A 13,407-nucleotide genomic window follows, 5' to 3' on the forward strand; every position below is an offset into this window, starting at 1 on the left:
GTCAGGAGTATTTTCGTACCCGGTAGATTTTGTCCCGGCAGAGTGGATGGAATCGACTCAATCCATAGGATATGATTATGAAACTCATTTTTGCAATCTCCATTGTCGCTCTTTCGTTCTTCGGCACTGCCTGCCGGAGATCTGTCGGCGAAATGATTCTGGTGCCGATGCCGCAGGAGGCAACCTTTACGGGAGGTTACTTTGAAACGGACAGCGCCCGATTCGTGGAGCGTGCAGGCGATGGGTACGTTGCCTGCCGAATCGATCCTTCGGCTCCGGAGATTCGTCCGGAGGGTTACCGGCTGAAAGTGACTCGCCGGGGCATTGACCTTACGGCCCTGGATTCCGCGGGACTGTTCTACGGCCGGCAGACGCTGTGCCTGTTGGCGACCGCACAGGGGATTCCCTGCGTGGAAATCATCGATAATCCCTGTTTCGGTTATCGGGGTATTCATCTCGATGTTTCGCGGCACTTTTTCCCCGTTGAAACGATATTCCGGCTCCTCGATGAAATGGCACGGTACAAGCTTAACAAATTTCATTTCCACCTGGCGGATAACGGCGGCTGGCGCATCAGGATCGACGCTTATCCGCTGCTGACCCGGCTGGGAGCATTCCGTACGGAGTCCGACTGGCTCGAATGGTGGAGTTACGGCGACAGGCATTATGTACCCGAGGACACCCCGGGGGCCTATGGCGGTTACTATACGAAAGAGGAAATTCGCAGAATCGTTGCCTATGCTGCCGAACGCTTCATCGAGGTGATTCCGGAAATTGAGTTCCCGGGGCACTCCGACGAGGTTTTCGCAGCTTATCCGGAGCTCTGCTGCTCGGGCCGGGCCTATACTTCCGGCGAGTTTTGCGTCGGCAATCCGCTGTCGTTGAAATTTATGGACGAGGTCCTGACCGAGGTTCTGGAGTTGTTCCCCTCGAAATACATCCATATCGGCGGCGACGAGGCCGACCGGACAGCTTGGAAGAGCTGTCCCAGATGCCGGCATCTGGCCAGGGAGTTGGGCGGAGTGGACCAGGTGCAATGCTATCTGGTCGAACACGCCGAAAAGTTTCTGGCGGAACACGGACGCACGATGATCGGATGGGATGAAATCCTGAAGAACAACCTGCGATCCACCTCTACGGTAATTTCCTACAGGGGGCAGCGAGGAGGCATCGAGGCGGCCAACCGCGGTTACGATGTGGTCATGTCGCCGGGCGAGATCCTCTATTTCGACTGGTATCAGGCCGATCCTCATACACAGCCGCGCGCAATGGGCGGTTTCTCGCCGATTCGGAAGATGTACGGTTTTCATCCCGTCCCTGATACCCCTGCAAAGGCGGCCGACAATGAATCGATAATTCGCGGTGAATTCGTTTCGCCGGATTCGGTCGAATATATCTATGACGGCGGCAAAGAGCACGTCATCGGGGTACAGGGTTGCACATGGACCGAGTTTATAGAAACGGAAAAACATTTGGAATACATGATTTTCCCGCGTTTGCTGGCAGTTTCCGAACTTGCCTGGACTCCCCGGGAGCGACGTGAGTGGAATGATTTCCGTCGTCGTATCAATGTTCATGTATCGTTGCTGCATGCGCGGGGAATCAATGCTTTTCCATTGAGCAACGACGTTGTGATTACGGCTCAGATGCTTTCCGAAGGCAAAAAGGCCCGGGTGACGCTCGACACGGAGAAATATCCCGCCGAAGTACGCTATACTTTGGACGGTACGGCCCCGGTTCCCGGATCAGACCTTTACGACGGGCCTTTTGTCGTGAAAGCGGGGACAACCGTCCGGGCGGCGCTCTTTGTCGCAGGCAGGATGGAGGGGACCATGACGGAACTCTATGTCGATGCCCGCCGCAATGTCGATAATTACTATACTTATCTGAATACTCCCGAGGTATACGCCTCGACAGACCGTTAATTGATACTTTATGAAAAAACTACTGATCGCACTGTTTTTGTTTCCCGTGACGCTGGTCGTGGCGGTTCCGTCTGCAAAGCCCCGGTTGGGCGAGGCTCCGGTCCGGAAGATCGTTGCGGCTATGAGCCTTGAGGAGAAGGCCGGCCTGCTGGTGGGAACCTCAATGGAGGGTTACGCTGGCGAGGGCGCTGTAACGGGCCGCACGTTGAAAACAGTTCCCGGTTCGGCCGGAACTACCCGCTCTTTGGAATCCTACGGCATTCCGACAACGGTGATGGCCGACGGTCCTGCGGGCCTTCGTATCGATCCGGAACGTGCAGGAGATGCACGGACTTATTTCTGTACGGCTTTTCCGATCGGCACGATGCTCGCCTCGACCTGGGACGAGGCGGCTATTGAACGCTGTGGCGCAGCGATGGGTAACGAGGTGCTCGAATATGGCTGCGACGTGATTCTCGGTCCGGGTATGAACATCCACCGCCATCCGCTCTGCGGCCGCAATTTCGAATATTATTCCGAGGACCCGTTGCTGAGCGGCAAATGCGGCGCGGCGATGGTGCGGGGCATTCAGTCGCAAGGCGTAGGGACTTCGGTCAAGCACTTTGCGGCCAACAACCAAGAGTCGATGCGCTTACAGAATGACGCCCGGGTGTCGCAACGTGCGTTGCGTGAGATTTATCTGCGAGGATTCGAGATCGCCGTCAAGGAGGGGCGTCCGTGGACGGTCATGTCGTCCTACAATCGTATCAACGGACCTTATACGCAGGAGAGCCGCGAGTTGCTGACCACTGTTCTGCGCGACGAATGGGGCTACGAAGGTCTTGTCGTGTCGGACTGGATCGGAAAACGTAACACCGTGGCACAAGTACATGCCGGCAACGACCTGATGATGCCGGGAGAACCGGCTCAGGCGAGAGAGATTGTAGAAGCGGTGCGCAGCGGGAGACTCGCCGAGGCGGATGTTGACCGGTGTGTGACCCGTGTACTCGAATATATTCTGCGGACGCCCCGTTTCCGGAAACAAGCCGTGTCGGAGACTCCCGACTTGGAAGCACATGCTGCCGTATCGCGTCAGGTGGCAGCGGAAGGCATGGTTTTGCTCCGCAACGAAGGCGCTGCTTTACCACTTGCCGCAGGATGTAATCTCTCGGTGTTCGGAGTCAATGCCTATGACTGCATTGCCGGAGGTACGGGCGCCGGACACGTCAACAAAGCCTATACGGTCGATTTGGACGAAGGTTTGCGCAACGCCGGATTCCGGCTTAACACCCGTACGGCAGATCTCTATGCAAAATACATGTCTTTCGGTGAGGCACTGCTCGCGGAGCAGAACGCCCTGCGTTATTTGGGCGAAAAGTGGTTTGTCCCCGAAACGACGCTGACGCCGGAATTCATCGCTTCGCGTGCGGCGGACAGCGATGCGGCCATCGTTGCCTTAGGCCGCAATTCGGGTGAATACAACGATCGTCCTACATCGGATTTCTACCTGACGGAAGCCGAACGGGAACTGCTCGAATCGGTCTGCTCGGCGTTTCATGCCGCGGGTAAGAAGGTGGTCGTGGTGCTCAATATCGGCGGCGTGATCGAAACCATGTCGTGGAAGGAACTTCCCGACGCTATCCTGTTGGCCTGGCAGGGAGGTTTGGAAGCCGGGAATGCCATGGCTGATGTTTTGAGCGGCCACGTATCGCCTTCGGGAAGGCTGCCGATGACTTTTCCGGCGGATTATTCGGATCATCCGTCATCGAAGAATTTTCCGCTCGACTATCGGGGACGCCGCGGCGATTGGGCCGACGACGCCCCGGAACGGCACCTGCGAAACCTGGGATTCACCTGTTACGAGGAGGATATCTGGGTGGGTTACCGCTATTTCTCGACCCATGCTCCGGAGGCGGTGTCCTATCCTTTCGGCTACGGTTTGGGGTATACGACCTTCGAGTGGACGGATGCGGCCGTCAGGCGTTCCGGGACGGATTATGCGGTAACGCTCCGTGTAACCAATACAGGTTCGCGCGCCGGACGGGAGGTCGTTGAACTTTATGTTGCAGCCCCGCAGGGGGCACTGCCGAAGCCCGTGCGCGAATTGAGGGCTTTTGCCAAAAGCCGGGAATTGCAGCCCGGGGAGTCGCAGGCGCTGACCCTTCGTTTCGCGGCTGCCGATCTAGCCTCGTTCGACGAGCATATTTCGGCGTTTGTCGTCGATTCGGGGCGCTATATGGCCGAACTGGGGCGTTCTGCCGACGACATTGTCCAGCGGCTGCCTTTTGTCGCCAAAGCTTCCGAGCGCAAGGTGTATGACGTACTGAAACCGCAGGAGCCCCTGCGACGACTCAAATTCTGATGCAATGAAAATAATAGCTTGTTTGTTGATTTGTATGGGCTGCAATGCGCTGTTTGCAGCAGTGCCGCCCGCTATCCGGCCCGATGCGAAGATCGAAACCCGGATTGAAAAGATACTCGGCCGCCTGACGCTTGAAGAGAAAATCGGCCAAATGTGTCAGTTGACCGTCAGCATGGTGACCGATATGAATGATTCCGGGCATCCGTTCATCAGCGATGAGCTGCTCGATACGGTCATCGGACATTACAAAGTCGGGTCGATTCTCAACGTACCGTTCGATGAGGCGCAGTCCCGGGAGGCATGGACGCAGATTATCGGTAGGATTCAGCGTCGTTCGCTCGACTGCCTGGGGATTCCCTGCATTTACGGTGTCGATCAAATGCACGGTGCTTCCTACACCCGCGGTGCAACCTTTTTTCCGCAGGGGATCAACATGGGTGCCGCGCTGAACTGTGAACTGATGCGCCGTTCGTCGGAGATTTCGGCTTATGAAACCCGTGCCTGTGCCATTCCGTGGAATTTTGCGCCGGTGATGGATTTGGGACGCGATCCCCGATGGTCGAGGATGTGGGAGAGTTACGGAGAGGATGTTTGTGTCAATTCCCGGTTGGCGGCGGCTTCCGTGCGCGGTTTGCAGGGCGATGATCCCAATCGGATCGGGATGTATCGGGTGGCTGCTTGTTTGAAGCATTTCATGGCCTACGGCGTCCCCGTGTCGGGCAAGGACCGAACGCCTTCGTCCGTTACGCGCAACGCCCTGCGCGAAAAATATTTTGCCCCCTTTCTCGAATGTATCCGGGCCGGGGCGCTGTCGTTGATGGTCAACTCGTCCAACAACGACGGTATGCCCTTTCATGCCAACCGCGAGTTGCTCACGGGGTGGTTGAAGGAAGAACTGAACTGGGACGGGGTGATCGTTACGGATTGGAATGATATTTACAATCTATATGAGCGGGATCATATCGCCGAGAGCCGCAAGGATGCGGTTCGGATCGCTATAAATGCCGGGATCGATATGGCCATGGTCCCTTTGGACCGGGATTTCTGCGTCTATCTCCGTGAACTGGTCGAGGAAGGGCTGGTTTCCGAAAGACGCATCGATGATGCCGTTCGTCGGATTTTGCGGTTGAAAATGCGCATCGGGCTGTTCGAAGAGCCGTTCCCGGACACTTCGAAGTTCGATCGTTTCGCGAGTGATGAATTCGCCGCCGTGGCTTTGCAAGCTGCTGAAGAGTCGGAGGTGCTGCTCAAAAACGACGGAGGTCTGCTACCGCTCCCGAAGTCGGCGCGTATCCTGCTCACCGGCCCCAATGCCAATTCCATGCGCTGTCTCAACGGCGGCTGGTCTTACACCTGGCAGGGTGAGCGTTGCGATGAGTTTGCAGATCGTTACAATACGATTTACGAGGCCTTGGCGCGTAAATTCGATCATGTTACCTGGATTCCAGGCGTAGAATACGGCACCCCCTCGGAGAATTGGCAGGTGGAGCGTGTGCGGGGAATCGGCGAAGCAGTCTCGGCAGCGGCCGATGCAGACGTGATTGTCGTCTGCATCGGCGAGAACTCCTATTGTGAAACTCCGGGCAACATGAATGATCTGAACTTGTCGCAAAACCAGAAAAAACTGGTCCGCGAACTGGCGTCTACGGGGAAACCCCTCGTATTGGTGTTGAACGAGGGACGGCCGCGTCTGATCGGCGATATAGAGCCGTTGGCGCAGGCTGTCGTCGATATCCTGCTGCCCGGCAATTACGGGGGTGACGCACTGGCCAATCTGCTTGCCGGGGATGCGAACTTCAGCGCCCGGCTTCCCTTTACCTATCCGCGCTGGCCCGATGCGTTGGCCACCTATGACTACAAACCCTGTCAGAAAAGGGGTACGATGGAGGGCGAATACAACTACGATGCCGTGATGGACGTGCAATGGCCTTTCTGCCACGGATTGAGTTACACTACATTCGAATACGGAAATCTGCGGGCTAACCTTACGGAATTTCGGGCCGGAGATACGCTTTCGTTCACGGTCGATATCTCCAATACAGGCGACTGCGCGGGCAAGGAGGCCGTATTGCTCTGGTCGAGCGATTTGGTGGCAAGCCTGACGCCTGACGTGATCCGGCTGCGCAATTTCGAGAAGATCTCCCTTGAACCGGGCGAAACCCGTACGGTGACGCTTTCGATACCGGCATCCGATCTGGCGTTTGTCGGTTATGACGGTCGCTGGCGGCTCGAAAAGGGCGATTTCCGGATCCGTATGGGTACGGAGACCCTGTTCGTCCGATGCGTGGAAACCCGGGTGTGGGACACCCCTAACATTCCCTGAAACCGTTCTAAAACATACCGATATGAAAAATGTTTTTTTTGCCGTCATGGCGCTTGCTGTTTCATTTACGGAAACCCGAGCGGCGGATTCTCCCGCGATCGTTCCCATGCCTCAGCACATCGCTTACGCAACTGGCGAAGGAGCGGTGCTCTCCGCCGGATCGCGGATCGCTGTACCCGGCGGGGCTAAAGCGTTGCGGAGTGTCGCGGAACTCTTTGTGCGGGATATTTGCCGGGAACATGGACTTCGGCTGAAAGTTTCCGGAATTTCCGAAAGCGGCATCGTACTCGGGATCGATCCGGCGCTCAGGGCGGAGGCCTATTCGCTCGACATCGGCCAAGGGCGTGTCGCCGTGACGGGCGGTTCCCCTTCGGGACTCTTCTACGGATTGCAGAGCTTGCGTCAACTTATCTCGCAGTATGGCATGCGACTTCCGGCAGTGCATGTGGAGGATGAACCTTGTTTCGCTTATCGCGGCGCCATGCTCGACTGCTGCCGTCATTTCTTCACGGTTGACGAGATCAAAACGTTCATCGACATATTGGCGCTCCACAAACTCAACCGTTTTCACTGGCATCTGACCGACGACCAGGGATGGCGTATCGAGATCAGGCATTATCCCGGATTGACGAAAGAGGGGTCACGGCGTGCCGAAACAGTCCTTGGACGCAATACGAATATCTACGACGGCATACCTTCGGGAGGATACTATACGCAGCGACAAATTCGTGACGTCGTAGCCTATGCGGCCGAACGGTTCATTACGGTCATCCCTGAAATCGAAATGCCGGGACATGCCTCGGCGGCACTGGCGGCCTATCCCTGGCTGGGGTGTGCCGGTGAGGGGTATATGGTACGGACGCGATGGGGCGTATTCCCGGAAGTTTATTGCGCGGGCAAGGATTCGACGTTCGAATTCATGGAGAACGTGCTTGCAGAGGTGTGTGAACTGTTTCCCTCGGAATATATCCATATCGGCGGGGATGAGTGTCCCAAACAGAGTTGGACGAGCTGTCCCGCCTGTCAGCAGCGTATCCGTAATGAGCGGTTAGAGCATGAAAACGAATTGCAGAGTTATTTTGTCCATCGGATTGAAAAATGGCTCAACGCCCGGGGGCGCAATCTGATCGGGTGGGACGAAATACTCGAAGGAGGGATTTCAAAGACGGCTACGATTATGTCGTGGCGCGGTGCCGATGGCGGCGTTGCCGCTGCCAAGGCCGGGAATCAGGTGATCATGACCCCCAACACGCATTGTTATCTCGATTATTTTCAGACGCAGGAGCCGGAGCGCCTCGAACCACTCGGTATCGGCGGTTACGTGCCGGTTCGTAAGGTTTATTCGTTCGATCCCTATGACCGTCTTTCTTCAGCGGAACAATCCTGTATTCAGGGAGTACAAGGGAATATATGGACGGAATATATCGCTTCTTTTGCCCATGCACAGCATATGGCCTTGCCGCGGCTGGCCGCATTAGCGGAGGTGGGATGGGCCTGCGACCGCCGCGATTTCGGGGATTTCACCCGGCGCATGACGGTATTCCGGAAACTTTACGACAAATGCGGCTATCGCTACGCCTCCTATTTCTTCGATGGAACGGGCGAATAAATCGGTCTACCGGTGCTAAATATACTGCGATGATGAACCCGAACAGACGACTTTTATCTTTGGACACCCTGCGGGGGGTCGATATGTTCTTTATTATGGGCTTTTCAGGGCTCGTGACCTCGTTGTGCGCACTGTGGCCCGGATCTTTTACCGATATGCTTGCGTCGCAGATGCAGCATGCGGCGTGGAATGGACTAACGATTCAAGACACGATCTTTCCTCTGTTTCTTTTTATCGCAGGCGTGGCGTTCCCCTTCTCGCTGGCCAAACAGCGTGCACGCGGATTCGGCAGAAAACGGATTCTGGACCGGATTTTCCGCCGCGGACTGATTCTTGCCCTGTTGGGAATGGTTTATAACGGGTTGTTCGAGCTCAATTTCTCCTCGTTGCGCATAGCAAGCGTGCTGGGACGGATCGGCTTGGCCTGGATGTTCGCCGCACTGCTCTGCGTGTATTGCAGCGTGAGAACTCGGATAGCTGTTGCCGGGATTATCCTAATAGGCTATTCACTGCTGCTCGGCCTGGTCGTAGCCCCCGATGCTCCGGTCGGTGCCGATCCGCTTTCGGTGGAGGGGTGTCTGGCCGGATGGATTGACCGACAGTACCTTCCCGGACACATCCTTTACGGGGCATTCGATCCGGAAGGGATATTGAGCACCCTGCCGGCAGTCGTATCGGCTCTATTCGGAATGTTCACCGGCGAATTTTTGCTCGATGGCCGGAGAGGGCTCTCTGGCTCTTGGAAAGCGTTCTATATGGCCGTCGCCGCACTGGCGATCACGACGGCGGGCTTGTGCTGGAATCTTATCATGCCGGTCAACAAGAATTTATGGAGCAGTTCGTTCACTTGCGTGGTCTCCGGTTATTCGCTGGGGATGACCGCCTTGTTTTATTACCTGATTGACGTGTGCGGGTACAAACGATGGACGTTCGTTTTCCGGGTTATCGGATTGAATTCCATTACGATTTATATGGCGCAGCGGATTATTCCACTGCGTTATGCGTCCGATTTTTTCGTCGGCGGACTTGCTTCCAAATGCAGTGAAACAGTAGGGGCGGTGATCTACGATATAGGTTATATCGTGCTCTGCTGGCTGTTTCTCTATTTCTTGTATCGAAAAAACACTTTCCTTAAGGTATGACCGGCAAATAGCCCGAAAATTACAATAACCTCATTTAAATAAATTTAGCATGAACCAAACTTTGAAGTTCTCGTTCCGGAACTTGTTTTTGTCCTGTGTGTGCTTGCTTCTGTTTGCATGCGGCGGGAATCCGGAGATAATTTCTCCCGACGGGCGCACACGCCTTTCGTTCGTGACGGGCGCCGACGGCTGCATGGCCTATACCGTCGAACGCGACGGCAAACCTTTGATCCTTCCTTCTGCCTTGGGCCTCGTGGTGCAAGAACGGAACCTCGCCGGCGGCTTTTCGGTACGGGAGATTGTGAAAAGGTCCGTGGACGAAACATGGACGCAGCCGTGGGGCGAAAATAAAATCCTGCGCGATTGCCACAACGAAATGACGGCGGTATTGAAAAACGACGACGGCGTGTTGCTGACGCTTCGTTTCCGGGCTTTTGACGACGGTGTGGCATTCCGCTATGAATGGGAGGTGCCGGACCTCGATTCGCTGACCGTCACCGATGAACTGACCGAATTCCGCTTCGCCGAAGACGGCGTGTCGTGGTCGATTCCTGGAAATTTCAACACCTATGAATTGTTGTATCGCGAACTGCCGGTTTCGGCCGTTGAAAACGCCAATACGCCTTTCACATTCCGTGTGGACGGCACATACGGTTCGATTCACGAAGCGGCGCTGTACGATTTCCCCGAAATGAATCTCTACCGGACCGATTCGCTGGCCTTCAAAGCCGAGTTGGCTCCGCTGCCTGACGGTATAAAGGCTCGTATTCCCTCGAAATTCATGACGGCGTGGCGGACGATCCAAGTGGGAGACAAAGCGGTGGACCTGATCAACTCGTCGCTGATCCTTAACCTGAACGAGCCTTCGAAGATTGCTGACACTTCGTGGATCAAACCGCAGAAATATATCGGCGTATGGTGGGGACTGCATCTCGGCACCCATACATGGACAATGGGACCCCGGCATGGAGCGACGACGGAGAATGCTCTGCGTCATATTGACTTCGCAGCGGCGAACAATATTCAGGGAGTGTTGTTCGAAGGGTGGAACGAAGGCTGGGAGAACTGGGGTAAAACGCAGCACTTCGATTATGTGAAGCCCTATGCAGATTTCGATCTCGACCGCATTGCCGCGTATGCCCGGGAGAAGAACATCGAGTTGTGGATGCACAATGAAACGGGTGGTAATATTCCTGAATATGAAGCGGCTCTGGAAACGGCTATGCAGCGCTATGCCGGATTGGGTGTGCATGCCGTCAAAACGGGATATGCCGGAGGCTTCAGGGACGGCCAGCTCCACCACTCGCAGTATGGCGTGCGGCACTACCAGCGTGTCGTCGAGACGGCGGCCCGTTATGGGATCGTCATCGATGCCCACGAGCCGATCAAGGATACGGGCATTCGCCGCACGTGGCCCAATATGATGACCCGGGAGGGGGCACGCGGCATGGAGTGGAACGCATGGTCGGAAGGGAACTCCGCGGAGTATCTCTGTACGCTGCCTTTCGTACGGCTCCTGAGCGGTCCGATGGATTATACGCCGGGGGTATTCGATCTTGATTACTCGCGCGTCCGGGGCCGGGAAACCGGAATGCAGGAGTGGAACGGCGACAACAATTCGTGTTGTATCAAGACTACGCTGGCACGTCAGATTGCCAACTGGGTGATTATTTATTCTCCGCTTCAGATGGCGTCCGATCTGATCGAAAACTACGAGGGACATCCGGCTTTCCAATTCTTCCGGGATTTCGATGCCGACTGTGACTGGTCCGAAGCATTGCAGGGTGAACCCGGCGAATATATTGTCGTCGTACGCCGTGCGGATGACAGTTTCTTCCTGGGCGCCGGCACGAACGATGAGCCCCGGACATTGACCCAGAAACTCGGCTTCCTGAAGTCCGGTATGACTTATACTGCAACGATCTATGCCGACGCTCCGGATTCTGCGGAGAATCCCGAAAACTATCGCATCGAAAAACGGACCGTGACTTCTGCCGATATGCTCGAAATTGCAATGACTGCCCGTGGCGGGCAGGCCGTGACGTTTGTTCCCGTAAATGAATAGAACCATGATGAGACTTGTTTTTTGGGTCGTGCTGCTGTCGGTCGTTCCGCTGTCGGTCGATGCCCGCAGCGAAGGGTGGGTAATTACCGCACGAGATACCACGGCTGATTATTTTGCCGTCGCCATGGCCAACGGAGAAATTGGCGTAGCCGTGGGTCGGGAGCCTTTTGCCCTCGGTTCTGTGATTCTGGGAGGGAGTTATGAGCCGGGGTTCGGAGATGATGTGAGTCGTATTCTGGAAGGGATCAATCCGCTGGGGTTGACAATGGCTGTCGATGGTCATCGGTTCGATCCGTCGGAGGTCCGTCCACAGCATCAGTCGGTCGATATGCGGCGTGCAGTGCACACGACCCGTTTTTCAACGGACGGTGTGACGGTCGTCTATCGTATACGGGCCTTGCGGAACATGCCTTACGCTCTTATGACAGAAGTGGAAGTGACGGCGGAACGCGATGCAGAGGTTCTTTTTTCAAACGGTCATACCGTTCCCGGAGAGTTCGCCGACACCCTGCGGGAGTCGCGCACGGTCGGATGTGAGGACGGCAGCCGTATTGCCGTACAGCGCACTTCCGGCAGTTACAACCGCGGCCGCGACCATATTGTGGCTTCGTCGACTTTTCTTTGCGGTGAAGGGTGCGAAGCGGTCTCACCGGAAAGCGTGAGGATTGTTCTGCGCAAGGGCGGCCGGGCGTCGTTCTCCCTTGTGGGAACAATCTGTACTACAGCCGCTTTCGCCGACCCGTGGAATGAATCGGAAAGGCAGGCTATTTATGCAGCCCGGGAGGGAGCGGCGCAACTCGTTGCGGCACACGAACGGAAATGGGCGGAGTTGTGGCAGGGCGATATCGAGATCGAAGGCGATCCCACGGCACAGTTGGATGTGCGTTTCGCCTTGTTCAACCTTTACGGCTCTATCCGTGAAGGCAGTCGCCGGAGTATTCCGCCGATGGGCCTTTCGGCCCGGGGCTTTTACAACGGTCATATCTTCTGGGATTCTGAGATCTGGATGTATCCGGCGCTGCTGGTGCTCCGGCCCTGCCTGGCGCGCCAGATGCTCGATTACCGAACCGACGGACTCGATGCGGCCCGTCGTCGGGCCTACGCCCACGGCTATCGGGGCGCGATGTTCCCCTGGGAAGGGGATGACCGGGGCGAGGAGGCTACGCCGACCTTTGCCCTCACCGGTCCGCTCGAACATCATATTACAGCCGATATCGCCATCGCCAGCTGGAACTATTACTGTGTGACGCAGGACCGGGAGTGGCTGCGCCGCGAGGGTTTCCCGCTGATGCGCGAGGCTGCACGTTTCTGGTGCGATCGCGTTACGGCGAATGCCGACGGCAGCTACTCGATCCGCAATGTGATCGGAGCCAACGAATACGCCGTCGGCGTCACGGACAATGCCTTTACCAACGGCGCGGCCTGCCGGGCACTGGAGTACGCTTCGGCTGCGGCGGAGCTTTGCGGCGAGCGTCCCGATCCGCAGTGGAGTGCGGTAGCCGCGGGCCTTCGCATCCCGCACTTCGCCGACGGAACGACGCGCGAGCATGCCGGCTACGACGGCGAGATGATCAAACAGGCCGATGCCAACCTGCTGGGCTATCCGCTGGGCATCGTGACCGGACGCGAAGCTCAGTTGCGCGATCTGGAATACTACGAGCGCCGAATCGATCCGCGTAACGGTCCGGCGATGAGTTACTCGGTTTTTGCGATTCAGTATGCCCGGCTCGGAATGGCCGAAAAAGCCTGCGAAATGTTCCGTCGCTCCTACTTGCCCAACCTGCGGCCGCCGTTCGGGGTGTTTGCCGAAACGGCCACCAGCGGCAATCCCTATTTCATGACGGGTGCGGGCGGCATGTTGCAGGCCGTGCTGTTCGGATTCGGCGGGCTGGAGATTACGGCGGACGGTCTCGTGCAGCGCCCGTCTGTCCTGCCGCCACAATGGAAGAATCTGAGAATCAAAATAAATGGTAAAATCTATCAGGCAACGAACCAATAAATA

7 protein-coding genes are annotated in these 13,407 nt (G+C 56.4%); all 7 read left to right on the plus strand.

Annotation, left to right across the window (positions count from 1 at the left end):
* The first annotated feature begins 71 nt into the window (after positions 1-71).
* From ACESTR_RS05010 to ACESTR_RS05040, 7 genes are read left to right on the plus strand one after another with little or no spacing between them, the layout of a single operon-like run.
* Positions 72-1,925: a beta-N-acetylhexosaminidase gene (locus ACESTR_RS05010; protein ID WP_177861253.1), complete on the plus strand. Its 1,854-nt coding sequence runs from the start codon at positions 72-74 to the stop codon at positions 1,923-1,925.
* Positions 1,926-1,935: 10 nt separating this feature from the next.
* Positions 1,936-4,266 (plus strand): beta-glucosidase family protein, encoded by a 2,331-nt coding sequence (locus ACESTR_RS05015; RefSeq protein WP_019152215.1) that lies wholly within the window; start codon positions 1,936-1,938, stop codon positions 4,264-4,266.
* A 34-nt stretch (positions 4,267-4,300) separates the two neighbouring features.
* Positions 4,301-6,589: a glycoside hydrolase family 3 protein gene (locus ACESTR_RS05020; protein WP_039940910.1), complete on the plus strand. Its 2,289-nt coding sequence runs from the start codon at positions 4,301-4,303 to the stop codon at positions 6,587-6,589.
* Positions 6,590-6,611: 22 nt separating this feature from the next.
* On the plus strand, positions 6,612-8,198 hold the full coding sequence (locus ACESTR_RS05025) for a beta-N-acetylhexosaminidase (protein WP_014775056.1): 1,587 nt from the start codon (positions 6,612-6,614) through the stop codon (positions 8,196-8,198).
* Between the two features lie 32 nt (positions 8,199-8,230).
* The gene (locus ACESTR_RS05030; RefSeq protein ID WP_014775057.1) at positions 8,231-9,340 is read left to right on the plus strand and encodes an acyltransferase family protein; all 1,110 of its coding nucleotides are present in this window, start codon (positions 8,231-8,233) and stop codon (positions 9,338-9,340) included.
* A gap of 49 nt (positions 9,341-9,389) precedes the next feature.
* The gene (locus tag ACESTR_RS05035; protein ID WP_014775058.1) at positions 9,390-11,405 is read left to right on the plus strand and encodes a glycoside hydrolase family 97 protein; all 2,016 of its coding nucleotides are present in this window, start codon (positions 9,390-9,392) and stop codon (positions 11,403-11,405) included.
* A 4-nt stretch (positions 11,406-11,409) separates the two neighbouring features.
* On the plus strand, positions 11,410-13,404 hold the full coding sequence (locus tag ACESTR_RS05040; RefSeq protein ID WP_026076816.1) for a glycoside hydrolase family 65 protein: 1,995 nt from the start codon (positions 11,410-11,412) through the stop codon (positions 13,402-13,404).
* Positions 13,405-13,407 lie beyond the last annotated feature (3 nt).

It is taken from the genome of Alistipes sp. DJF_B185 (assembly GCF_964250025.1).
GTDB classification, from domain to species: Bacteria; Bacteroidota; Bacteroidia; order Bacteroidales; family Rikenellaceae; genus Alistipes; species Alistipes finegoldii.

What these genes read in the sequence shown, in the direction of transcription:
- ACESTR_RS05010 (WP_177861253.1), top strand. Translation starts at nt 72, where the DNA reads ATGATTATGAAACTCATTTTTGCAATCTCCATTGTCGCTCTTTCGTTC.
- ACESTR_RS05015 (WP_019152215.1), top strand. Translation starts at nt 1,936, where the DNA reads ATGAAAAAACTACTGATCGCACTGTTTTTGTTTCCCGTGACGCTGGTC.
- ACESTR_RS05020 (WP_039940910.1), top strand. Translation starts at nt 4,301, where the DNA reads ATGGGCTGCAATGCGCTGTTTGCAGCAGTGCCGCCCGCTATCCGGCCC.
- ACESTR_RS05025 (WP_014775056.1), top strand. Translation starts at nt 6,612, where the DNA reads ATGAAAAATGTTTTTTTTGCCGTCATGGCGCTTGCTGTTTCATTTACG.
- ACESTR_RS05030 (WP_014775057.1), top strand. Translation starts at nt 8,231, where the DNA reads ATGAACCCGAACAGACGACTTTTATCTTTGGACACCCTGCGGGGGGTC.
- ACESTR_RS05035 (WP_014775058.1), top strand. Translation starts at nt 9,390, where the DNA reads ATGAACCAAACTTTGAAGTTCTCGTTCCGGAACTTGTTTTTGTCCTGT.
- ACESTR_RS05040 (WP_026076816.1), top strand. Translation starts at nt 11,410, where the DNA reads ATGATGAGACTTGTTTTTTGGGTCGTGCTGCTGTCGGTCGTTCCGCTG.